This window comes from Bacillus sp. NP157 (assembly GCA_018889975.1).
GTDB lineage: Bacteria > Pseudomonadota > Gammaproteobacteria > Xanthomonadales > Rhodanobacteraceae > Luteibacter.
In genome coordinates this window covers 1864163-1886416 of the sequence record CP076546.1, presented here as the reverse complement: position 1 = coordinate 1886416, position 22254 = coordinate 1864163, and the positions used below count along the sequence as shown (strand labels likewise).

At 64.2% G+C, this 22254-nt stretch carries 21 protein-coding genes and 1 other RNA gene; 8 read left to right on the top strand and 14 right to left on the bottom strand.

The window, feature by feature from the left end:
* Positions 1-103: 103 nt before the first annotated feature.
* From KPL74_08435 to KPL74_08410, 6 genes are all read right to left on the bottom strand, one after another.
* On the bottom strand, positions 104-685 hold the full coding sequence (locus KPL74_08435) for a nodulation S family protein (GenBank protein ID QWT22020.1): 582 nt from the start codon (positions 683-685) through the stop codon (positions 104-106).
* A complete protein-coding gene (locus tag KPL74_08430) occupies positions 673-1422 on the bottom strand; it encodes a PIG-L family deacetylase (GenBank protein QWT22019.1) in 750 nt (249 codons plus the stop codon). The genes KPL74_08435 and KPL74_08430 overlap by 13 nt, the downstream gene beginning before the upstream one ends.
* Positions 1422-2567, bottom strand: coding sequence for an acyl-CoA dehydrogenase family protein (locus KPL74_08425; protein QWT22018.1), 1146 nt, complete (start codon positions 2565-2567; stop codon positions 1422-1424). Before KPL74_08425 ends, KPL74_08430 begins: the two co-directional genes overlap by 1 nt.
* On the bottom strand, positions 2564-3745 hold the full coding sequence (locus KPL74_08420) for a glycosyltransferase (protein ID QWT22017.1): 1182 nt from the start codon (positions 3743-3745) through the stop codon (positions 2564-2566). The genes KPL74_08425 and KPL74_08420 overlap by 4 nt, the downstream gene beginning before the upstream one ends.
* Positions 3742-3990 carry a hypothetical protein gene (locus KPL74_08415; GenBank protein ID QWT22016.1) on the bottom strand — a complete coding sequence of 83 codons (249 nt, stop codon included), beginning with the start codon at positions 3988-3990 and terminating at the stop codon, positions 3742-3744. Before KPL74_08415 ends, KPL74_08420 begins: the two co-directional genes overlap by 4 nt.
* A 781-nt stretch (positions 3991-4771) precedes the next feature.
* A complete protein-coding gene (locus KPL74_08410; GenBank protein ID QWT22015.1) occupies positions 4772-5287 on the bottom strand; it encodes a hypothetical protein in 516 nt (171 codons plus the stop codon).
* 1053 nt (positions 5288-6340) lie between these two features.
* Here KPL74_08410 and KPL74_08405 point away from each other — a divergent pair.
* A complete protein-coding gene (locus KPL74_08405; GenBank protein QWT22014.1) occupies positions 6341-6838 on the top strand; it encodes a ferritin-like domain-containing protein in 498 nt (165 codons plus the stop codon).
* 243 nt (positions 6839-7081) lie between these two features.
* On the opposite strand, the gene KPL74_08400 is transcribed toward KPL74_08405, so the two are convergent.
* The 5 genes from KPL74_08400 to smpB all read right to left on the bottom strand — a co-directional run bounded on the left by KPL74_08400 (position 7082) and on the right by smpB (position 12082).
* Positions 7082-8365 (bottom strand): divalent metal cation transporter, encoded by a 1284-nt coding sequence (locus KPL74_08400; GenBank protein QWT22013.1) that lies wholly within the window; start codon positions 8363-8365, stop codon positions 7082-7084.
* A gap of 104 nt (positions 8366-8469) precedes the next feature.
* The gene (locus tag KPL74_08395) at positions 8470-8790 is read right to left on the bottom strand and encodes a hypothetical protein (GenBank protein QWT22012.1); all 321 of its coding nucleotides are present in this window, start codon (positions 8788-8790) and stop codon (positions 8470-8472) included.
* A 642-nt stretch (positions 8791-9432) separates the two neighbouring features.
* Positions 9433-10971 carry a site-specific integrase gene (locus KPL74_08390; GenBank protein ID QWT22011.1) on the bottom strand — a complete coding sequence of 513 codons (1539 nt, stop codon included), beginning with the start codon at positions 10969-10971 and terminating at the stop codon, positions 9433-9435.
* A 78-nt stretch (positions 10972-11049) separates the two neighbouring features.
* Positions 11050-11442: a transfer-messenger RNA gene (ssrA, locus tag KPL74_08385) on the bottom strand.
* A gap of 139 nt (positions 11443-11581) precedes the next feature.
* Positions 11582-12082 carry an SsrA-binding protein SmpB gene (gene smpB / locus KPL74_08380; GenBank protein QWT22010.1) on the bottom strand — a complete coding sequence of 167 codons (501 nt, stop codon included), beginning with the start codon at positions 12080-12082 and terminating at the stop codon, positions 11582-11584.
* 107 nt (positions 12083-12189) lie between these two features.
* On the opposite strand from smpB, the gene KPL74_08375 reads away from it, so the two are divergent.
* Entirely contained in the window at positions 12190-12591 is a 402-nt protein-coding gene (locus tag KPL74_08375; GenBank protein QWT22009.1) for a type II toxin-antitoxin system RatA family toxin, read from the top strand.
* Positions 12584-12856, top strand: a complete 273-nt coding sequence (locus KPL74_08370; GenBank protein ID QWT22008.1) for an RnfH family protein — start codon at positions 12584-12586, stop codon at positions 12854-12856. The genes KPL74_08375 and KPL74_08370 overlap by 8 nt, the downstream gene beginning before the upstream one ends.
* Before the next feature lie 104 nt (positions 12857-12960).
* On the opposite strand, the gene bamE is transcribed toward KPL74_08370, so the two are convergent.
* Positions 12961-13431, bottom strand: coding sequence for an outer membrane protein assembly factor BamE (gene bamE / locus KPL74_08365; protein ID QWT22007.1), 471 nt, complete (start codon positions 13429-13431; stop codon positions 12961-12963).
* A 75-nt stretch (positions 13432-13506) separates the two neighbouring features.
* On the opposite strand from bamE, the gene fur reads away from it, so the two are divergent.
* Positions 13507-13923 carry a ferric iron uptake transcriptional regulator gene (fur, locus tag KPL74_08360; GenBank protein QWT22006.1) on the top strand — a complete coding sequence of 139 codons (417 nt, stop codon included), beginning with the start codon at positions 13507-13509 and terminating at the stop codon, positions 13921-13923.
* Positions 13924-14278: 355 nt separating this feature from the next.
* Here the strand turns inward: fur and KPL74_08355 are convergent, their stop codons facing one another.
* Complete coding sequence (locus tag KPL74_08355; GenBank protein ID QWT22005.1) at positions 14279-15865, bottom strand: MASE1 domain-containing protein; 1587 nt, start codon at positions 15863-15865, stop codon at positions 14279-14281.
* Positions 15866-15952: 87 nt separating this feature from the next.
* Between KPL74_08355 and KPL74_08350 the strand changes: the two genes are divergently transcribed.
* Positions 15953-16582, top strand: coding sequence for a response regulator transcription factor (locus KPL74_08350; GenBank protein QWT22004.1), 630 nt, complete (start codon positions 15953-15955; stop codon positions 16580-16582).
* Between the two features lie 73 nt (positions 16583-16655).
* Here the strand turns inward: KPL74_08350 and recN are convergent, their stop codons facing one another.
* A complete protein-coding gene (gene recN, locus KPL74_08345; protein ID QWT22003.1) occupies positions 16656-18326 on the bottom strand; it encodes a DNA repair protein RecN in 1671 nt (556 codons plus the stop codon).
* Between the two features lie 64 nt (positions 18327-18390).
* Here recN and hrcA point away from each other — a divergent pair, with 64 nt between their 5' ends.
* From hrcA to dnaK, 3 genes are all read left to right on the top strand, one after another.
* A complete protein-coding gene (gene hrcA / locus KPL74_08340; protein ID QWT22002.1) occupies positions 18391-19515 on the top strand; it encodes a heat-inducible transcriptional repressor HrcA in 1125 nt (374 codons plus the stop codon).
* A gap of 82 nt (positions 19516-19597) precedes the next feature.
* Positions 19598-20131: a nucleotide exchange factor GrpE gene (gene grpE / locus KPL74_08335; GenBank protein QWT22001.1), complete on the top strand. Its 534-nt coding sequence runs from the start codon at positions 19598-19600 to the stop codon at positions 20129-20131.
* A gap of 131 nt (positions 20132-20262) precedes the next feature.
* Entirely contained in the window at positions 20263-22188 is a 1926-nt protein-coding gene (gene dnaK, locus KPL74_08330) for a molecular chaperone DnaK (GenBank protein ID QWT22000.1), read from the top strand.
* Positions 22189-22254: the final 66 nt, after the last annotated feature.

The following is a 22254-nucleotide window of genomic DNA, read 5'->3' as shown; positions in this document are numbered from 1 at the left end:
GTGGGACGATATGCCGCCGTCTTCCTTGCGCGAACGGACGTTGTGGACATGCGGCAATAGGTGTGAATCACCGCTTCACGGTCGCCGGAACGCGTGCAGTCGGTCAGCGTGAGTTCTGCTGTCGGCTCAACACGTCGAGCCGATAATCCGGCGTGCGCGTATGCCTCCAACCGTCGGCACCGTATTCTTCGATGAAGAGGTCCGACGCGTGGTCACCGGCCAGCGGATAGTCGGTGGTTCCGGTCCAATGCACGAGCACGAGGTCCGATAGTGGCGCGCAGCGTCGCAGTCGTTCGGCAACCGACTTCACACCGGCCTCAGCAAGGTAGTAAAGGACCTCCGAGAGCACGACGGCATCCGACTCGAGCGCCCAGTCGCCGGCCGGCAGGTGCGCGTGGATGAAGGACACTCCTGGGAGGGCGCTGCAGCGGTGACGCGCCGCAGCGATTGCAACGGATGAGGTTTCAATGCCCGTCACGCGCTCCGCGCGTTCAGCAAGGCGGGCTGTCAGCTCGCCTATGGAGGAGCCGAGTTCCAGCACATGCCGATACCGGGCACCGGGCAATGCCGCCACCGTTGCGGCATATTTTTCGTGCTCGTACGAACTGCCCCGGAACTTCCAAGGGTCAGGATCACGGCGGTAAAGCGCGTCGAAATGGGCTTCATCGAAGGTCAGGGCGGCCACAGCAGTGTCTCCGTGGGACCGAGAAAATGGCGCAGAAGATTTGGCTCGATTTCGAACGCCTGCTGCGCGTCGTCGACAACCGCTCCGAGCTGGGAGCGATGCGCGGCAATTGCGGCGTGCTTTCGCGCCATGAGAGGCCGGATGTCAATCCGGACGCCATGCGGTGCCCCGGACGGCAACTGCGGCGGGCTGGCGCACCAGGTCCAGACAGGGTATTGCATCACCGTGTACCCGCTTGGCCACGCAAAGGACCGCGCCAGCCTGCTCGCCGCCTGATGGTCGGCGTGTGGGTCGGTGTCTGCCGTGACACAAACCAGGGCGGGCGACGGTGTCAGTTCGGCGAGACGCAGGCAAATCTCATCACGCTGACAAGCGGCAAGTTCGCCCAGGTGCGTGTCGCCCAGACCGAGGAAGTGCGCATTTCCTTCCGCCACGCCCAAAGCCGCCAGTGCCGCCAGAGCCTCCTGACGGCGCACCTGGGCCAGGCGAACGGCGGGGTAAGTCAATGACCCGACGTGCGACGCCTCACCGTCGGTGAGGAAACAGACCGTGATGCTGGTCCCCTGCCGCGCCGCCGCGGCCAGGAGCCCTCCGACGCCCAGGCTTTCGTCGTCCGGGTGCGGCGCGATGACAAGGAGTGACCGGCCTTGCAGGACCGCTTCTGGAGAGAATAGCGGCAGCTTCTCCATGCGATGCAGGTAACCAAGTGGCGGGCGCAGGGAGGGGAGTCGATTCATCAGTGCCACCGGTCGAGCATCGGCCCGTGGGACTTGAGGGCGTCCGCAGCGACAGCGTCGCGAAGCGCATCGGGCGCCGGTTGGCGCAGATAGGTCGCAAGGTCGCGGGCAATGCGTTCAGCAGCGTGGTCCTCGTGCAGGCTACGCAAGCCAATGGAGCGCTGGGCGAGGGCGACGATGGCCATCGCTGCCTCTTCGACGACCAGACGAGCCATGGCGGTATAGATCACGACGTCATGGGGGTCCTGGCCTGGGTCGTCCGCCATCCGTGCCGCCGCCTGCGTCCACAACCGTCCCGTTTCCAGGCGCGTGCTGGCCTCGGCCAGACGTGCGCTCTGATGCTGGTTTTCACCTCGCCCGCTGATGTTGAGCGATTGCCGAACCGCGTCGACCAGTGCTCCGGCAGCCCCGAGTTGCGCTGCCAGGAACCGCCAGGCGCCGCCAGAGAACGCCGGTTGGCGATGGTAATCCCCATCAGCTCCGAACAATTCGATGGCGTCGACGACAACGCCGTCGAGGTGCACCGTTCCAGTAGCGGTGGCGCGCATGCCTTGCATGCGCCATCCCGAGGTGTCCACTTGAGCCGCACCGACATCGCACCAGACCATCAGCAGACGGTCGTCTGCCGTCTGGGCTGTCAGCAATGGCCGCCGGATTGCGCCGGCTCCGGAGGCATGTATTTTTGACCCCGAGAGCCGGAAATGAGAGCCGTCGGCCAACAGTCGAAGCGGGGCACCGGGCTCGGGCGCGTTCCACACGCCGAGAAGGCCACCCTCGCGCACGTAGCGCAACAGTCGGGAGCGCTGCGTTGCAGTACCGTATTGCCACAGTAAACCAAAGGCGTTGACGTGGCCCTCGAAGAGGCGCGCGGCCGACAGGTGGGCCGCGCCCAGGCGGGAAAGGACGTGGAACAAGGTGACGGTGGCATGCCTGTCAGTGCCGAGGCCGGCACCGCCTTCCTCCAAAGGCAACACCGACGACAGTATCCCGACGTCGCGCATGCGCGCCACGGCGTGGGAAGCAAACTGGCCGTTGATATCGTCATGCAACGCCAGGGCGGCAATGCCCGGCAGCTCCCGGCCGAGGCTGGCCAACGCCCCCTCGCGGGCGGCCTGACCATCTGGCTGGAATGCGTGCACGGTCACACAGTCACCCTGCCGCACTCTGCTGAGGCGCGACGGCGTAACCAGAGGCGAGCCTGGGTCATTTGGGAAGGCAACTGGCCAGGATTCATGGGTACGCGGGCAAGGGCAGGAGCGCCGGCTTCGAGATGCTGCCACAGCGCACCGAAATACCGGAAGCGCTTGCCGGATGTCGAGTTGAGGGGAAGACAAATCTGCCGCGCCATGCGCTGTGCCGACATACCTGAGAGAAACCGCCGGCGGGCATCCGCCCGCGTCGTCGCGCGCAAGATGTGCTGCTGGAGCGCCTCAAGGGTTGAATCACAAGGTTCGTCGCGAAAATACGCCTTGCGATACAGCGCGTCGGCCATGCCGCCCACTGCCCGGCCCTTCATCCGGGCAGAGGTGACAACTCTGAAATCAGGATCATGCCGGATGCGTAAATCGAGCGCCGTGCATGCAGCAATGAGTGCGCGATCCTCACCAGAGGCCGGGGCCGGAATGACTCTCAAGCGCCGAAGTGCGGAGGACTGGAAGGCCAGGCTCGCTCCGGGACACTGGCCGTGTGTCGGCCAGGGATTGTGCGGAAGTGGGTCGCAAAGGACGTCAATCTCGTCGAGCATCTGTGCGTAGGCCGACTCCAACATGTGCCGCTGGCGGAGCGCTCTCGGCCACTCTTCAGGTGTGTCGACCATGATCGCACCCGCCACGGCATCGGCGCCCGAATCCAGCGCAGCATGCCCACGTATGAGCCAGTCCGTTGCCACCCGGGTGTCTGCGTCGGAAGTAAATATGCGGGCGTCGCACTCGCTTGCCCACGTCCGAAGCGCGAGGGTCAGCACCGCGGCGCGAGCGCCGCCGGCGTGGTTGCAAGTAACCGGCAGGCGGGTTTCGGCCATGAGAACGGGCAACGGTGCACGGAGTGCCCACCGTGCTGCCGTAGGCCAGCTCTCATCGTTGCATCCGTTGAACAAAAGGATGATCCCGTGCGGTCGGAGCACCTCATGCTGCGCGGCGGCCAAGGCGTCGAGGCAGGCGTCAAGCCGCGCCGATTCGTTGCGCACCGGGATGGCAATAACGCTACGGGGGAGGTCCGTTGACGGCCACTTCGAGCCGGTGAGCCTGAGGCGAGTGAGCGAGCCCAGGTTGCTTCGACACGGTGTGACGAAACGCGTGGCGTCGGTTGGATTGCCGGGTCTCATCGGTCGCCTTCGTCAGACCAATGTCGCGCAGCAGGCTCGTTGCGTCCTTGGTCAAATGATTCAATCAACGGGCGCAGGTCCATTTCATAAATCTCGCGCTCGGCGCCGGTGAGCGCACCCGCCCCACGGTCGCGAACTTTTATCGCAATGTCGTATCCGACGTCCTCCGGGGTCAGGAAACCAGCCGCGAGCATGTCAATCAGCACTTGGGTGATATTCGCGCTTATATGATCGTTCCAGCCCATGATTTTGCCCTCCCGGGATTCTCTTGTTGCACAGGGCGACGTCAAGGAACCGAGAGGCGCATATGACGGCGTCAATTCCTTGCGGTGTGGCGACGTCGATACCTCAAGGCAACGCTCACGCTGAGGCGGCCCCGGACCTTGATGACCAACGGGGGTGCGGCCGGACCGTCTGGCGGCGACCGCGCGTGCAGCCCATGAACCTGCCAACCCGCGGTCACCGAGCAAAGAGTGCCAGCGTTCGGCCTCAGGCGGATTGACCCCTCGTGCACAAAGCCGATAGGCCGGTCCGCACTCGCTGCTCTGAGGCACCGCAGGTGCAGGCGTGCTCCCACCGCCTTGTGTCTTCACCGACGCCGCTTTGATGCAGCCGCGTCGCATGCCCCACTTTCCTGGCGGTCTCCAGTCAGGTCACGGTTCTTCGGCAGACCCGACATTTGTGAGTTGTATGGACAAGCAAACCGGCCATCTGACCCGACGCTCCCGTGGCAATCGCAAAACTGCGAAACGCCGTCAAACGTGTCAGGCTAGGCGAGCGGATCACCGTTGTGGTCTGCGTCAAGCCATCCACGCGGCTTGTGAACGGACCATTCGATTTGCCGCGCCAGGGAGTCACATAGCGCGCCGGTGACAAGCGCATGGCGAAGCTCCCGTGTCGTCATGTCGAGTGCCATGGCGACATCGGCAAACACACGCATCCCCTCGGAATATAGTTCGTGTACGACACGCACGAGGTTTTGTCGGCGCGGACCGTACGCCGAAGGGTGAGCTTCCGGCCAACGCGTCATGCGGAGCGCGCCCCGCGAAAGCGTCGCAACAAAAGGTCAGCAATGACCGTCCGTGCACCCGCATCGGTTGTAGTGCTCGGGACGGCGTCGCTCGGGATTTCAATACTGTCAAAGCAGTCGCCGTCCGCGGATACGATCTCGACCGTCCATATCACGCCATCGTCCTTGCGCTCTGCCCGGTACTGACCAGGGGCGCCATCGGAACGGACGAACATGCCTTCAATCACGCAGCTCCGGACCGGACGAGCGGGCTCAACATGCCTTGGCGGCATGTCGTCTGAAGTTCCCATAAAGCCGGGCGCTTTCTCGCAAACATCGCGGCGCACCGCATTCAGGTCTCGCGAGAAACCCAGTATCTCAGCCGGCCGACCGCGACCGCGCTTGAGGTGCGCGTGCCAAATCCAGCCAGAACATCCGTCTTCAAAACTCGTGGCTACGCTCGCGTGTGCGGTGCGGCCATGGATGTCCACGCAGTCGAACGCAAGGCGGGCGCAACGGGTGTATGCATTCATCGGGCATTCCTCGTGGGGCTCAGAAGCCGAGGCGAATTCCCCGTGGGCACGGCACCGGTGCGGCGCAGGACCGTTTTCCTGGTTCGACCCTCGCACCAAACTGCCAGCGTTTCAAGCGTATTTCACACATCGTTCCCATTTCAATTGTGAAGACACCACCGCGCTGGGCGTGGCGGATTTCTGAACGACCGGTGTTAATTCCGTCTTGAGAGTGGTTTTTACAGTGCACGGTGTTTTCCCCGCACTTGAACGGACTTCCCCGACAGCAGCGTGTTGCCAAGGGTGAAAGTGGAGCAGACGCAAGAATCGATACGGGTGTTTTCGGTGCGACGTTCAAGACCGCGTGAGGGCCTCAACGCACCGGCTTGTACTTGTCGTATGCAGGGACCGGCGCACGCTCATTTTTCCTCACCCAAGGACACGACCATGTCAGACGACAAGACAAAAGCCGACACCACCCCCCTCAAGCGTGACGAAGCGACAGCGACCAGGGTGGAAAAGTCACCCGCTCCGAAAGAATCACCGCAGCAGGAAGCCGACGACGAGGACCAGGGCTGAGGATGAGGACTGAAAGGCCCAGCAAAGCTTCCAGACAAGCCGTTTGCGTGCAGCATCGGGCTCCTCGAGCTTAAGCCTCGAGTCGGCTGAGCTTCTTTGTCATACCCGGACCGTTAGCTGTTCTCAGACTCCCGCGCGGAGGTATTCAACCTTCCAGTTCTCCAGCGAAGCGGGACATAAATCGATGCTGACGAGGCGGGGAGACGCGTCACGAAAGGCGTACGGTGGGGATGCCGTTCTTACCGTTGAGCGGACGGCCGAAGCTCATCGGGCGGCCCAGGCGGCAAGCACATTATTGAGGAACGACGATGGAGAGGCCTTTGTGCGGACGAACGAGTCTGGAACTTGGACAGGCGCACGGGCAACAAGCTGTTTCCAGCGGGGTCGAAGAGGAAAGCTCTGCTCACACACGTCGCCGAGGCGTTCACACCCGCGACCGTCGCCTTGAACACTCATGCGCGTACGCTGCGGACTCTTACCCTGCGGAGCGCTCCCATGGCTGTCAAAACCCTCGAAGACCTCTTCATCCACGAGCTGTCTGACATCTACAGTGCAGAAAAGCAGCTGACCCGGGCCCTGCCGCGTTTGGCCCGGGCTTCGTCGAGTCCTGACCTTGAAAGCGCCTTCGAGTCGCATCTGGAAGAGACGCAAGGTCAGGTCGAGCGAATTGACGAAATCGTTGAACTGCTTGGTATCCGGCTCAAACGCATGAAGTGCGCCGCGATGGAAGGTCTGGTCGAAGAGGGCAAGGAAGTCATCGACGAAATCGAAAAGGGCCCGTTGCGGGACGTTGCGCTCATCGGTGGCGGCAACCGGGTCGAGCACTACGAGATTGCAGGCTACGGCGTCCTCATTGCCCTGGCCAATCAACTCGGGTACACGAAAGCGGTTCCTCTCTTGCAAGCGACCCTGAAAGAAGAGAAAGCCGCCGACGAAAAGCTCACGTTGCTTGCCGAGCAGATGGGCAAGCAGAGGGCCGCCGAGAAGGCCTGACCCTGACAACTGCATATCCAGAAGCTTCTGCGGGCGCCTCCGGGCGCCCGTTTTCTATCGGGCGGTTGCCCGTCATCCAACGACGACCCGTTTGGGCTCCGTGCTTTACGGCAAAGCCTGCGGTGACCGATTTCGCCCATGGAAGTCGTCGTCTTCCATGGCCAGGCGATATCCGTCTTGATGATGCACCGGGTGCCGGCTGATGTGCGGTCCGCCGCAGGCACGGTTCTCCCGGGCCTTTTTTTATCCGCCAAGAAAGACCATGGCCCCGAGCCCGGCAAACATGAGGGCGGCGGTAAGACCGACAACGATGCGGTTACTGGTCGGGCTCGGTTGGCCCTGCATGAGTGTGCGGTCACCGGTAATGAGGAGAAGCCCGACAAGCAGGAAGGGTGCGAGGATGCCGTTGACGACCGCCGACCAGAACAAGGTTTTGACCGGGTCGACATCAAAGACATCAAAGAGCGCACCTCCGATTGTCGCGATGATGAAAACGGCATAGAAAGACACCGCTTTGTGGAATTTCTTGTCGAGGCCACACACCCAATCGAACGTCTCGGCAAAGGCGTAGGCGGCCGAGCCAGCGAGGGTTGGGATGGCGAGAAGGCCGGCCCCGACGAGCCCTCCGGTAAATAATAGAAACGCGTGACGACCTGCCAGTGGCTGGAGGGCGCTGGCTGCATCCTTGACTGTCTCCACGGTCTTCCCATGCGTGTGCAGGGTAAAGGCCGCTGTGAGGATGATGAAAAACATGACGAGGTTGGAGAAGAATGTCCCCGTCCACACATCGAGCTTCCGGTCCCCGAGTTCCCGTTTTGTCGCATTTCGCCGGGACGACAATAGCCGCCGGCCCTTGGCCTTGTCTTCTTCGACTTCCTGGCTTGCTTGCCAGAAAAACAAAAATGGACTGATGGTGGTGCCGAAGAGGGCGACGACCGAACTCCACCCGTCGTTGCCCTTCGGCAGCGTTGGAATGAACGTGTCGTGGGCAACTTGGGTCCAATGGGGTTTCACGAGAAAGGCGGTGACGACGTAGGCGAGCAACACCATGGCCAACCACTTCAACACGCTGGCGAGCTGGTAGTAGCGCAGGCGGATGGCCAAGAGGCAGATGCCGATGCCGAACACCCATACCCAGAGCAGGGCGGGGCCTGCATGGAGCATCTCCATGGCGTCGCCCATGCCACCAAGGTCGGCTGCAATGTTCAAGAGGTTGGCACCGAGTAACGCCACGGCGCCGATGCCGACCAGCCAGCGGGGAAAGCGTTCGCGAAGCGCACCGCCAAGGCCCATGCCCGTGACCATGCCGACGCGGGCGCACATCATCTGCACCACGGCCATCAACGGCCAGGTCAACAACGCGGTCCACAAAAACTGGGTGCCGAACTTGGCGCCGACGATGGAAAAGGTCGCCACCCCCGACGGGTCATCATCGGCGGCACCGGCCGTCAGGCCGGGCCCCAATGCATTGAAAAACCGCCGGATGCCGGTGGGTTTATTCGCTTCATCCTTCGCTTTTGCTGACATTACGGGATCCCCTTTTTCCCGCAACATAGGCCGTCGATTTTGATGAAGATGTGATGGTGTCCGTCAGCATTTTACGGCGGAAAACACGGACGGACGACGAAGAATCAAACGCGCCCGGCGGCCACCGATTTTGTCATTTTTTCATCCCTGTTCCGGTGACGGATATAGATGACCTGTCCAACGATGCCGGTGATGAGCAGGGCGGCATTGCTGGCAATGAAGACGGGGTTTTTGACGAGAATGCTGTAGACCAGGTAGAGGAGGGACGCCGACATCTGGCCAATGAAAAGCCATTTCGATACAGCTTCAACTGTCGGCGCACGCGCCTGCCGCCAGATTTGCCGGCTGATGGTCGAGAGCAAGATGAGGGAGGCGAGCCAGCCAAGAGGCTCGGGACTGGACAGGTGCGCGGCCAGGCCCATCATCTAGCGGGACCTCTGCATGGGCTCTTTGAGGTGCGGTCCAATTAGCCGCCAATCATCGTCTCCACCCTCGATTTTGAGCGCCACGGGTTTCCCTTGTTCAGGGGACACACCTTCCGCTTTCTTCGCAGAAGGGAGCGCCGCGTTCATCCGGCTGGCAAAGCCGCGGAGGGCACCAGAGGTCTGGTCGACTTTCCACGTCCCGTCGCTCTGCGCTGAGTAGGGAACATCAATAATGAGCATGCGGAATTTGGTAAGAAGGACTGGCCGACTATGCCGGGTTCGACAGTGGCGGATGTCAAAACAGTTTCGACATGTGTGAGGCATCACTCAGCCGTTGCAAATGACGCAAACGGATGGACGCATCGGCGCATTGCTTGCCTTCGGCTTATTGCGGGTCGCGGGCCAGGGGTCTGCGCGGTCGTGCCGACGGCATCGAGACGTCGGTGGTTGACTCCACCCTGCCAGGTGCCCACTGGCCTTATTGATGCAGGCAACAACCTCGGGGATGTGCTCTTGTTCCAGCCCTCGGTTCATCTCGTTTTTTACTTCCCGGAGGATGCACAGACGGTACCTCGCCCGGAGCAGTTCCTGCGTGAGGTCGGTGCCAGATGCAAACGGCGCATTGCAGACGTGGCTGTCGATTCAAACGGCCGTTTTTTTGGCTTGTTTGATCTTCGCTTCCTCTGCCCGGCGTGCACGGCTGTCGAGGGCTCGCTGACGTCGCAAAAACGGCTCGAAAAAACCTGGCTTCTTGGGGGAAAGGTCGACTTCCGGAAACGCCACCTTGCTGATGTCGTCGAGCCGGCGGGGAAGGTCAGCGACCTGGATGTAGTGCTTTCTGAGCACCGTGCCGCCCGCACTGTGACCGGTCAACTGGGCAATGCGGCCGTCGGGCACGCCCGCGCGTTCTGCTGCCGTGGCAAATCCATGTCGGAAGCTATGGAACACCTTTGAAGGGTCATCGATACCACAGGTTTTTCGAAGATACGTCCTGTTGAACCAATCCCCGATGACATCCCCAGGTCCGTTCTCACCCCAGGTCAAACCCGGAAACACATGCTCAAACCGGGCCAGTCGGACGTCACTGACGTAGTCGAGGAAGCCGAGCCGGATGAGTTCGGGATGGAGAGGCACGAAACGGCGGGAAGCCTTGTTCTTGGTTTGCCGCCGGATGTGCATACCCCAGATGCCCGCGATCTCCTCGATGTCCTCAATGAAGAGTTGTGCGATTTCGTTGACCCGCGCGCCGGAGTAGAGCGCAAGGATGGGCGGCCAGTACTTGTGCGGTTGTGGGTTGATGATTCGGTCCGGCGCGAAGATGACTTTGAGGTCGTCTGGTGAGAAGGGCTCCCGCGAGCGTGCCTCATCCTGGGCCTTGTTTGTGATCTGGAAACCGTCGCACGGATTGAAGGCAATCAGCCGACGCTTGGCCCAGATACCGAAGAACAGGCGCAAGCGGTCAAGGTGCTTTTCCCGCGTGCGGGGTGCAAGGCCTGGCGAGCCTTCCCGTTTGGCCTTGGCCACAATCTCGGACGGGGTCAGCCCCTTGTAGGCGGGCTTTTTTGACGCGTTGGCAGGCCACAAGCGCATGGCCTCCATGAACGCGTCGATGTCGTCGGCCGTGACATGCTGGACGGGCTTGTCACCGCCCAGGGCGAGGAACAGCCGCAACGTGTGCTCGGTGTCGAGGAGGTTCTTGCCACTGCGGTTCTGTCCTTCCATGTGCGCGACGAACTTGCCGATGCGAACAGACAGGAGGTCGTCGGGGCTGCTAGCCGGGACCGGGCCAGGTGCAGCTGCCGATGGGGGTGCGCCAAGCCGGAGCGCTTCGAGCTCCAGGGCAAGGCCCCGGGCTTCGAGGTTCTCGCGCTCGGAACCATCGGTGACGATGCGCACCCCGCCCGGAAGCTCGATGGTCAGGTCGACATGCGGACCACGGACAGCGGCGAGCGCCTTGGCCAGGAGGTCCTTGTGGTCCGTCACGGGGGTGCTCCTGAGCCGCTCGAAGAGGTGGCCCAGAACATAGCCGATTTGGGCGACCCGGAGGCGGGCCGCATCGGCCCGCTGACCGCGCAGGCTCAAAACGATATACCGGCGCCCGAGGGAGGGTTGCAGGAAGGCAGGCACGAAAAAGCGGACATGGAGTCCGCTTGGTCGGTGCAGCAGCAAAGGCTTTGGCACGTGATACCCCGCGTGATACCCGAAGGAATCAGCCGAGGCAGGTCATGTTCCCCGATGGACCGGGGGCATGAGCCATATTGGTGGAGGTGGCGGGAGTCGAACCCGCGTCCGAAGGCGTTTAATCTCCAGATCTACATGCTTAGCTCACCGTTAGATCTCGTCCACCGACAGCACGGCGTGCTAAGCGCACCGGCGGACATACCTGATTGTTCTAGCGTCGGACCCACAGGCGGAGGGTCCTTCGGCGGTCTCATGATAGTGACCCTACACCGGCGAGCATGAGCACAAGACCGGTTCGGGGGTTTGGCCTTTTTTAGGGGCCGGACAGCTTAGGCGGCGAGAGCCACCGAGTTGTCACCGTAGTAGTTGTCATTGGCAACTATGTTTTTTGCAGCTGGTTTAACGAGGAAAGCTACCCCCTCGGCATGCACCAGTAGATCGCACTACCCCCGTCGAAACCAGAACACCCCCGGGGAAAGCTGTGGTGAATCTACAACCCGCAGTATAGGGGCGGGGTGGGGTGGTCACAATGGGCGGTGGGGGATTTGGGGTGTGGGGTTTTGCTGGGGTTGGGGTGGTCGCGCGCGGGCGCGCTCCTACACGAGGCTGGTTAGCCCAGGCGGTTGTGTGACCGCATGACGCGCTGCTTGTCCACGGCCCATTCGCGTTCCTTGTCGGCGGCGCGCTTGTCGTGGTCCTGCTTGCCCTTGGCCAGGCCGATCTCGCACTTCACCTTGTTGTTCTTCCAGTACATCGCGGTGGGGACGAGGGTGTAACCCTTGCGCTCGACGGCGCCGACCAGGCGGTCGATTTCTTCGCGGTGCAGGAGCAGCTTGCGGCTGCGCCGGTCGTTGGCGACCACGTGGGTGGACGCGCTGATCAGCGGCGGGATCTGGGCGCCGACAAGGAAGACCTCGCCGTGCTCGATGATGGCGTAGCAGCCTTCGCCGAAGCTGATCCGGCCGGCACGCAGCGACTTCAGTTCCCAGCCCTGCAGCGCCATGCCGCATTCGAACCGCTGGTCGATGTGGTATTCGTGGCGCGCACGCTTGTTCAGCGCGATCGTGCCGCGGCCCTCTTTTTCCGTGTCCTTTGCTTTCGCTTTTGCCATGTCCGCTAAAATCGGTCTATCGGTCCCTGATACGAGGCCGGCGGGTCCGTGAGCCGGCAAATACGACGAGGTCTTATCCAGTGATTGAAATCCGCCGCAGTGCGATCGTGCCTTTCACGCCCGCGCAGATGTTCGACCTGGTCAACGACGTTGAAGCATACCCAAAGCGCTTCAACTGGTGTGACACCGCCACCGTCGTGGAGCGCGACGGCGATGTGCTGGTCGCCCGGCTCGACCTGAAGTTCGCCGGGATGAAGCAACACTTCACCACCCGCAACACCATGCATCGCCCGGACAGCCTGACCATGAACTTCGTGGAAGGCCCGTTCCGCTCGCTGGATGGCGTCTTCACCTTCCAGGCCCTGGGTGACGTCGGCTGCAAGATCGCCCTTGCCCTGGACTTCGACTACGCCGGCATCGGTGGCACGGTACTGAAGATGGGTTTCCAGCAGCTCGCTAACAAGATGGTGGACGACTTCTGCGACGAGGCTCGCCGCTGGTATGGCTGAGCTGCGCGTCGAGGTCGCCTACGCCGGCCCCGAGGGACAGGCGGTCGTGGCGCTGCAGGTCCCGGCGGGGACGACGGCCTGGGAGGCCGCCATCCTGGCCTTGCCCTCGCTTCCCGTGGGCACCCAGCCCGATCCGGAGCGTCTGGGGGTGTTTGGCAGGAAGGTCGGGGCGTCGCATGTGCTCGCCGATGGCGACCGGGTTGAGGTCTATCGGGGGCTTTTGCTGGATCCGATGGAGGCTCGGAGGAGGAGGGCTGCCAGGTAACGGGGTCGTTGAGAAGGGACCCGTTGTTAGAGGGCCCCCATTATCAAAGGGCCCCCATTGTTTGGGGGCCCCTGTTATCTAGAGCATCGCGCGCAGGCGCGCTCCTACTTTTTGGTGTCGTCGGTGGAGGCGCCGCCGCCGAAGATGGGCGTGTCGTCCTTCTTGTCGTTGGCGCTGGTGTTCTTGTCACCCTTGGCGTCGTCGATCGGGTTCGACTTGTACTTCTTCGAGTCTTCCAGCAGCTGCTGGGCGTCCTGCTTGAAGAAGTCGCCGTCGGTGCGGACCAGCGTGTCGTTGTTGAAGGTGAGCGTCAGCGTGCGGGTCACCATCGGCTTGCCGCGATGCGAGAACGTGGAGACGTAGTCCCAGCGATCGTTGTCGAACGGCGAGATGACCGACGGGGTGCCGAGGAGCACGAGGACCTGGCGCTTCGTCATGCCGGGCTGCAGCTGGTCGACGTTTTTCTTGTCGAGCAGGTTGCCCTGCTGCACGTCGGGGGTATAGACGAGGCCACAGCCCGCGGTAGCGGTTGCCAGGAGGGCCATACCCAGCGTGCGGATGAGCAGCTTTTGCATGCGTAATAACGTCCAGATCGTGAAGCGAGCGATGATACACTAAGCGCCTGACGGCACCGCGAGAAGAGGTCTGAGATGGACCAGGAAACCCAAGAGCTCCGCAAGGCGGGCCTTAAAGTCACCCATCCGCGCATGCGGATCCTGCAGGTCTTCGAGGAGGCGGATGAGCGCCACCTTACGGCCGAAGACATCTACAAGCGGCTGCTTGCGCACCAGGAGGACATCGGGCTTGCCACGGTTTATCGCGTGCTGACCCAGTTCGAGGCGGCCGGCATCGTGATGAAGCATAACTTCGAAGGCGGCCAGGCCGTCTACGAGCTGGACCGCGGCAAGCATCATGACCACATGATCGACGTTGACAGCGGGAAGGTCATCGAGTTCATCAGCGAAGAGATCGAGCGCCTCCAGCACGAGATCGCCGAGCGGCATGGGTATGTGATCGAAGACCATAGCCTGGTGCTGTACGTGCGACCGAAGAAAAAGCATCGGTAGTCGGCGTAAGGCGCTGACGGTTCTACGAAAAGGCCCCCAAGCGGGGCCTTTTTCATGCCCCGGTGGCCACGGCGGGCGGGGCGGTTTGGCGGGCGGCACAAATAAAAACGCCGCCGGTGGACTCCTGTCCACCGGCGGCTGATCCGAATTGCCTGGCGGTTCGTGGATCGCGAGTTGCTCGCTAAATCCCGTGTCGCCACCTGGCATCGGCGAGGCTGACATCCTGTCGCCTCTTCAGTCCGATCGTCCCCACGATCGAACTGGGCTCGCCGTCTCTCGACGGCGGCTCCCCCACATCGATGGAAGAATCGTAACGAACCGTTCACGAACCCGGTATCGGAAAATTTCCTATGTCCTATCCGATACTTGTGCTGCGAAGCAGCACGCGCAGGTGCAGTCCGACGGCCTCCGGGACGATGCGGAACACCCCACCCAGGGCGGTGATCCGGTCGCTCATGCCCTGCAGGCCCCGCCCACCCCCATCGCTGCGGACGGGGCGGGGGGTAGCGGGCAGGCCGGTGCCGTCGTCACGAATGTCGAGGACCGCCACCGGGCCGACGTCGCGGATGCCGATCCGCAGGCGCAGGCGCATCTCGCGGGCACCCGAATGGCGGACCACATTGGTCGCACTTTCCTGCACCACGCGATAAATCGCGGTCAGGGTGTCGTCGTCGAGCAGGCGGGGCTCGCCGCGCAGGTCGGTCACGTAATGGATGCCGGCGGCGGTGAGCATGTCGCGGATCGGGCCCTCGTCCAGGGCGCGGAGCAGGCCGAATTCGTCCAGGACGGAGGGGCGCAGGCTGTCCAGCATCTTGTGCAGGGCCCGGCGCATGTGGCCGAGGATGCCGTTGATCGCGCTGCCGATGTCGTTCATCCCGGCGTCGCCGAGGCGGGCCTGGGCCAGTTTCAGGTGGGTCTGGATGGCGGTGAGGTTCTGGCCCAGCTCGTCGTGCAGCTCCGAGGCCATGTGCCGGCGCAGGTTTTCTTCGGCCTGCAGGTTGCCGCGGGCCGCGTCGCGTAGCTGGCGGGCCAGCTGGTCCAGCCGCTGGTTGGCGGCGGCCAGGTGGGTGTTCTGCTGGGCGACCCGCTCGCTGCTGCGGCGGAGGGCATCGGTGGCGGCGCCGAGCATCAGGGTGCCGGTGCCGGCCACGGCCAGGAACAGGTGGGCGGCCGCCGTGGGCGCGCCACGACCGATCATGTCCTCGGTGACATTCAGGCCCACGCTGGTGATCAGCATGGCCAGGCCGGCGCCACGCCAGCCGTGGCGGAACGCGAAGAACAGCACCGGGGCGAGCGACAGCACGCGGGCGAACTGCGGCTGCGGCGAGTACTCGGCCAGGGTGATCAGGATCGCCAGCGAGGGCAGCATCACCAGCAGGCCGTCCAGCAAGAGCTCGGCCAGGGCGGTCTGGGTAGGTCGCTCGCGGAAGGCCAGCACCATCACCGGCACCACCAGCAGCACGCCCAGGTAGTTGCCGAGCAGGTCGCTGCCGAAGGTGGTGCCGAGCATTTCCACCGGGGCGGCCGGGTGCAGCGAGGCCATCATCGCGGCGTTGCCCGCGGTCGCCACCGTCGCGGTGACCATCGCCGACAGCAGCAGTCGGGCGACGTCTTCGGGGGTGCTCAGGCTCGCGTGCAGGTGCGCACGGCGCAGCAGCCACAGCGACGCGGCGACCATCAGCGGTTCCGGCGTATCGCCCAGGACGAAGCCGGCGCCGCCGATCGGCAGGCCGCTACGCCACTCGCAGAAGGCGCTGGCAGCGATTTCACCACCGAGGATCCAGAACCAGTCGCGGGTGCGGGTCAGCAACAGCGCGCCGAAGCGCAGGCCGAAGGGCAACACCCAGTACGGTTGCTCGGTCGGCCAGAGCATCACCCAGGCCAGCGCGTAGGCAATGGCGATGAGAGGGCCGGCAAAGCGGAATAGGGCGCGGAGTCGCATACCCGAATGTTACACGTCGGCCGTGGCGTTCCGACGCGGCGATCCGGCATGCGCGCACAGTTGTGCCGGTGCTGTTACATTCAGCCCATGCCAAGAATCGTCCTTGTAGATGACCATGCCATTGTCCGTGAGGGTTTCAAACGCCTCATCGAACTGGAACCGGACCTGGACGTCGTTGCCGAAGCGCGCAATGCCGACGAGGCCGTCGATGCCGTTACCCAGCACCGTCCCGACCTGGTGGCGGTGGACCTGTCACTGCCCGACGGCAGCGGCCTGCCGCTGATCGAGCACCTGGGCAGCATCGAGCCATCCATGCGGATCATCGTGCTGAGCATGCACGACGGCGAACCCTACGTTTCCGAAGCCATGCGCCGCGGCGCACGCGGCTACGTGACCAAGGGTGTCGCACCGGAAGAGCTGGTCGCCGCGGTTCGCGCCGTGCTCGCCGGCGACCAGTACCTCAGCTCCGACCTGCGCGAACGCCGCTCGACGCGCAATTCCGCGGACCTGGATCCCTTCAGCCGCCTCACCGCCCGCGAACGCGAAGTGTTCCTGCTGCTGGCCGCGGGCCGTGCACCGAAGCAGGTGGCCGCCGAGCTGGGCATCGGGCAGAAGACGATCTACATCCACCGCGCCGCGGTGATGAACAAGCTCAATGCGGGGTCGGAACTGGATCTGTACCGGATGGCGCAGGAGCGCGGGCTTATTCGTACCTGAGGGGGATGGGCGGCGGCGATGGGGGTTGCGTTGGCGATGGGGGTGATACCCCCAATCGCGCGCAGGCGCGCTCCTACATTTGGGCGCGGTCGAGCATCTTCTTTGCGTGCGCCCGGGTTTCCTTGGTGATCTCCACGCCACCTAGCATTCGCGAGATCTCTTCGCGGCGGCCGTTGCCGTCGAGGCTGCTGATCCGGGTGCGGGTGGATTCGCCGTCGCTTTCCTTGGCGACCTGCAGGTGGTTATGGCCCTGCGCGGCGACCTGGGGCAGGTGGGTGACGCAGAGCACCTGCACGCGTTCACCGAGCGCGCGGAGTTTCTGGCCGACCACTTCGGCCACGGCGCCGCCGATGCCGGTGTCGACTTCGTCGAAGATCATGCAGCCGATGTTGTCGTTGCCCAGCGTCGCCACTTCGATGGCGAGGCTGATGCGGGCCAGTTCGCCGCCCGAGGCCACCTTGCGCAGCGGCCGCGGCGGCTGGCCGGGGTTGGCGCTGACCAGCAGTTCGCAGCGTTCGCGGCCCTGCGGATCCGGATCGTCGCCTTCGGCGGGTTCCAGCGCCACTTCGAGGCGGCCGCCGGACATGCCCAGTTCGGACATCAGCGCAGCGACCGACGAGCCCAGGCGTGCGGCGGCGTCGGTGCGGGCCTTGGACAGCGCGGTGGCGGCGGTGTCGTAATCCTTGCGCAGGGTGTCGCGCTCGCGGGCCAGCCGCTCCAGCGCGTCGCCGGCACCTTCCAGTTCGGCCAGCCGCTCGCGCAGCTCCTCGGCCTTGCCGGTGAGCTCGCCGATCGGCAGGCGATAGCGGCGCGACAGGTCGTGCAGGTGGGTAAGGTGGGTGTCGACCTCGGCCAGGCGCTCCGGGTCCAGCTCGACATCCTGCGCGTAGCGGCCGAGGCCATCCACCGCTTCGCCCACCTGGATCTGGGCGCTGTCGAGCAGCTCCAGCGTCGGAGCCAGCGTGGCGTCGAGTTCGGCCAGGCGCGACAGCTCGGCATGGGCACGGAGCAGGGCGCGGCCGATCGAGAATTCACTTTCGCCGTCGAGCAGTTCGACCACGCCGTTCGCCCCTTCGGCGAGCCGGCCGGCGTTGGCGAGGCGGCGGTGCTGGGCTTCGAGGTCGTCCAGCGCGGCCGGCGCGAGCGCCCAGCGATCCAGCTCGGCCAGCTCGTGCGAGAGCAGGTCGATCTGCTGGCCGCGGTCGTCGCCACCGGACAGTTTGCGGATATGCGCCACGGCATCGCGCCAGGCCTTCGCCAGCTCGCGCACGCGGCCCAGCCGTTCCTCATTGCCGGCGAAGGCATCGAGCAGGCCCATCTGGTGCTGGCGCGAGAGCAGGGCCTGGTGTTCGTGCTGGCCGTGGATCTCGACGATCAGCGCCGCCAGCGCGGACATCTGCGCGAGGCTGGCCGGACGGCCGTTGATCCAGCCACGCGAGCTGCCCTCGGCGCGGATCACCCGGCGCAGCTGGCAGGTCTCGCCGTCGTCCAGGGCTTCTTCGCGCAGCCAGTCCAGCGCTTCGGGCAGGCCGGCCAGGTCGAATTCGGCGGCCAGCTCGGCGCGATCGCTGCCCGAACGGACCATGCCGCTGTCGGCGCGGGCGCCGGCGAGCAGCATCAGCGCGTCCACCAGCAGGGACTTGCCCGCGCCGGTTTCACCGCTGACCACGGTAAGGCCGGGGCCGAAGGCGACCTCGGCTTCTTCAACGACGGCGAACTGGCGGACGTAGAGCGAAGTAAGCATGGGTACCGGGCGGCGGATGGAATCACGCCGATTGTAGCGGGAGGCGCGTCGCAAAGGCCGAGACTTGCAAGCCAGCCGCGCAGACCTTATTGATATCGCCTGCCACCCGACCCTGCAGCCAACCACGCGCATGAACCCGTTCTCTGGACACGACATCGATGCACGCGCGCGCCGGCTGCTGCGGACCCTGATATCCCAGTACCTGTCAGACGGCGAGCCCGTGGGCTCACGCACGCTGGCGAAGTCCTCTGGCCTGGAAGTCAGCCCGGCGACCATCCGCAACATCATGGCCGACCTCGAAGAGGCCGGCCTGGTCGCGTCGCCGCACACCTCGGCCGGGCGGATCCCGACTCCGCGTGGCTTGCGTCTTTTCGTGGATAGCCTGCTCGAGCTCAAGCCGCTGCCGCGCGACGAGATGGCGCGCCTGCAGGGCGGGCTGCCGCCGCACCAGACCACCACGCGCGACCTGCTCGGCAACGTATCCAACCTGCTTTCGGCGATGACCCACTTCGCCGGCGTGGTCACGGTGCCGCGCCAGGGCGATTTCCCCTTGCGCCACATCGACTTCGTGAGCCTGCCCGACGCCCGCGTGCTGGTGATCCTGGTGTTCTCGGACAACCAGGTGCAGAACCGGGTGGTGCAGCTGGCCAAGCCGCTGGATAGCGGCGAGCTGGAGCGGGCCGCCAACTATCTCAACGCGCAGTTCGCCGGGTTTCGCCTGGCCGACATCCGCGCGCACCTCGCCGCCGAGCTGCGCGAGGCGGGCGGGGAGCTGAACCGCATGCTGGCCAGCGTGGTCGAGCTGGCCACGGCCTCGTTCGGCGACGAAGACACCAACGACATGCTGGTGAGCGGCCAGACCAACCTCATGGGGTATTCGGAACTGGCCGACATCGAGCGCCTGCGCGACCTGTTCGACGCCTTCCAGCAAAAGCGTGAGCTGCTGCAGCTGATGGAAAACTGCGTCAAGGCGCCGGGCGTACGCCTGTTCATCGGCGAAGAATCCGGGTTTTCCGCCCTGGATGGCTGCAGCATCGTCACCGCCACCTACGGCACCAGCGGCCGCATGCTGGGCGCGATCGGAGTTATTGGACCGACGCGTATGGCATATGAGCGGGTCATCCCGGTGGTACAAGCCACCGCCGGATTGCTGAGCGACTCCTTGAATCGCGCCGTGGCGACCTCATAAACCGCCACGGGAGGCGGGTTTACTATTTCCCGCGAATGTTCGGTCCCCTCGCGGGGGCCGATGGCTGACATTTGGAGTAATCATGCAGAACAACGATCCCCACGCGACGGATCCCGCGCAGGAAGGCAATGCCGCCGATGGCGTCAATGCCGACCTCGACGCGCTGACCGCCCGTCTGGCGGCCCTTGAGTCCGAGCTGTCCCAGGCGCGCGAGACCGTGCTGCGCGAGCGGGCGGAGATCGAAAACCAGCGTCGTCGCCTCCAGCGCGACCTGGAGCAGGCCCGCCGCTTCGCCAATGAGAAGCTGCTGGGCGACCTGCTGCCGGTGTACGACGGCCTGGCCCTGGGCCTGGCCAACGAGAACGCCGACGCAAAGGCGCTGCGCGAAGGCCTTTCGCTCACGCTCAAGCAGCTCGAGAAGGTGACCCAGTCCAACGGCCTCACCGTCGTCGACCCGCTGCACCAGCCGTTCAACCCGGAACACCACCAGGCCATCAGCGCGGTCGATTCGACCGAGCATGCGCCCAATACCGTGGTCGCCGTGGTCCAGAAGGGCTTCGTCCTCAATGACCGACTGCTGCGCCCGGCGCTGGTCGCGGTCGTCAGGGACAACTGAACAAAACCCTTAAGCGGTGCGGGTTACAGGCCGCAAGGGCGTCTCACCAGGCATTGAATCGATGGGGCCCGGCCCCATTTCCAGACACAGTCGCGGCCGCGGGGGCCGCATTGAAATTCGGAGCAATTTTTATGGCCAAGATCATCGGCATCGACCTCGGTACCACCAACAGCTGCGTTGCTGTGATGGAGGGCACCACGGCGCGCGTTATCGAGAATTCCGAAGGCGACCGGACCACGCCGTCCATCATCGCCTTCACCAAGGACAACGAAGTCCTCGTCGGTGCGCCGGCCAAGCGCCAGGCCGTCACCAACGCCAAGAACACCTTCTACGCGGTGAAGCGCCTCATCGGCCGCAAGTTCACCGACGCCGAAGTGCAGAAGGACATCAAGCTGGTCCCCTACGGCATCGTTGCGCATGACAACGGCGACGCATGGGTGCAGACCGCTGACGGCAAGAAGATGGCACCGCAGGAGATCTCCTCGAAGGTGCTGATGAAGATGAAGAAGACCGCCGAAGACTTCCTCGGCGAGTCGGTCACCGAAGCGGTCATCACCGTGCCGGCGTACTTCAACGACAGCCAGCGCCAGGCCACCAAGGACGCCGGCAAGATCGCGGGCCTCGACGTCAAGCGCATCATCAACGAGCCGACCGCCGCTGCCCTGGCCTACGGCCTGGACAAGGCCGGCACCGCCGACCGCAAGATCGCCGTGTATGACCTCGGCGGCGGTACGTTCGACGTGTCGATCATCGAAATCGCCAACGTCGACGGCGAGAAGCAGTTCGAAGTGCTCGCCACCAACGGCAACACCTTCCTCGGCGGCGAAGATTTCGACAACCGCGTCATCGACTACCTCGTGGAAGAGTTCAAGAAGGAGCAGGGCATCGACCTGCGCCAGGACCAGCTCGCCCTGCAGCGCCTGAAGGACGCCGCCGAGCGCGCGAAGATCGAACTGTCGTCCGCGCACCAGACCGACGTGAACCTGCCGTACGTCACGGCCGACGCCTCGGGCCCGAAGCACCTCAACATCAAGCTGACCCGCGCCAAGCTGGAGTCGCTGGTGGAAGACCTGGTCAAGGGCACCATCGAGCCGTGCCGCACCGCGCTGAACGACGCCGGCCTGCGCGTGTCGGACATCAACGAGGTGATCCTCGTCGGTGGCCAGACCCGCATGCCCAAGGTGCAGGAAGCCGTGAAGGACTTCTTCGGCAAGGAAGCACGCAAGGACGTCAACCCGGATGAAGCCGTCGCCGTCGGCGCCGCGATCCAGGGCGGCGTGCTGGGCGGTACCGTCAAGGACGTGCTGCTGCTCGACGTCACCCCGCTGTCGCTGGGTATCGAGACGATGGGTGGCGTGATGACCAAGCTGATCGAGAAGAACACCACGGTGCCGACCAAGGCGTCGCAGGTCTTCTCCACCGCCGACGACAACCAGACCGCCGTGACCGTGCACGTCCTGCAGGGTGAGCGCGAGCGCGCCAACGCGAACAAGTCGCTGGGCAAGTTCGACCTCTCCGGCATCCGCTCGGCACCGCGCGGCACGCCGCAGATCGAAGTCACCTTCGACATCGACGCCAACGGCATCCTGCACGTGTCCGCGAAGGACAAGGACACCGGCAAGGAACAGAAGATCGAGATCAAGGCCGGCTCGGGCCTCTCGGACGAAGAGATCCAGCGGATGGTCGCCGACGCGGAAGCCAACCGCGAGGAAGACAAGAAGTTCCACGACCTCGTCCAGGTCCGCAACAAGGCCGACCAGCTGGTCCACCAGACCCGCTCGCAGCTGAAGGAGCACGGCGGCAAGATCCCGGCCGAGCAGCTCGCCAGCATCGACGGCGCGGTGTCCGAGCTCGAGAAGGCGAAGGACGGCGACGACCAGTCCGCCATCGAGTCGAAGATCGCCAACCTCGAGCAGGTCGCGCAGTCGCTCTACGCCGCAGCCCAGTCGGGCGGTTCCGCCGACACGGCCCAGCAGTCCGCCCCGGGCGGCGGCTCGGCCCAGCCGGACGACGTGGTCGATGCGGAGTTCACTGAGGTCAAGGACGACAAAAAGTAAGAGCGTGTCGGGTTGAGAGTTCAGAGTAACGAGTGACAGCGGGGCGGCGGTCCAATCGGGCCGCCG

Coding starts and splice junctions, on each gene's coding strand:
- KPL74_08430 (QWT22019.1), bottom strand. CDS start 1,422: ATGAATCGACTCCCCTCCCTGCGCCCGCCACTTGGTTACCTGCATCGC.
- KPL74_08420 (QWT22017.1), bottom strand. CDS start 3,745: ATGAGACCCGGCAATCCAACCGACGCCACGCGTTTCGTCACACCGTGT.
- KPL74_08415 (QWT22016.1), bottom strand. CDS start 3,990: ATGGGCTGGAACGATCATATAAGCGCGAATATCACCCAAGTGCTGATT.
- KPL74_08410 (QWT22015.1), bottom strand. CDS start 5,287: ATGAATGCATACACCCGTTGCGCCCGCCTTGCGTTCGACTGCGTGGAC.
- KPL74_08405 (QWT22014.1), top strand. CDS start 6,341: ATGGCTGTCAAAACCCTCGAAGACCTCTTCATCCACGAGCTGTCTGAC.
- KPL74_08400 (QWT22013.1), bottom strand. CDS start 8,365: ATGTCAGCAAAAGCGAAGGATGAAGCGAATAAACCCACCGGCATCCGG.
- KPL74_08395 (QWT22012.1), bottom strand. CDS start 8,790: ATGATGGGCCTGGCCGCGCACCTGTCCAGTCCCGAGCCTCTTGGCTGG.
- smpB (QWT22010.1), bottom strand. CDS start 12,082: ATGGCAAAAGCGAAAGCAAAGGACACGGAAAAAGAGGGCCGCGGCACG.
- KPL74_08370 (QWT22008.1), top strand. CDS start 12,584: ATGGCTGAGCTGCGCGTCGAGGTCGCCTACGCCGGCCCCGAGGGACAG.
- bamE (QWT22007.1), bottom strand. CDS start 13,431: ATGCAAAAGCTGCTCATCCGCACGCTGGGTATGGCCCTCCTGGCAACC.
- fur (QWT22006.1), top strand. CDS start 13,507: ATGGACCAGGAAACCCAAGAGCTCCGCAAGGCGGGCCTTAAAGTCACC.
- KPL74_08355 (QWT22005.1), bottom strand. CDS start 15,865: ATGCGACTCCGCGCCCTATTCCGCTTTGCCGGCCCTCTCATCGCCATT.
- KPL74_08350 (QWT22004.1), top strand. CDS start 15,953: ATGCCAAGAATCGTCCTTGTAGATGACCATGCCATTGTCCGTGAGGGT.
- recN (QWT22003.1), bottom strand. CDS start 18,326: ATGCTTACTTCGCTCTACGTCCGCCAGTTCGCCGTCGTTGAAGAAGCC.
- grpE (QWT22001.1), top strand. CDS start 19,598: ATGCAGAACAACGATCCCCACGCGACGGATCCCGCGCAGGAAGGCAAT.
- dnaK (QWT22000.1), top strand. CDS start 20,263: ATGGCCAAGATCATCGGCATCGACCTCGGTACCACCAACAGCTGCGTT.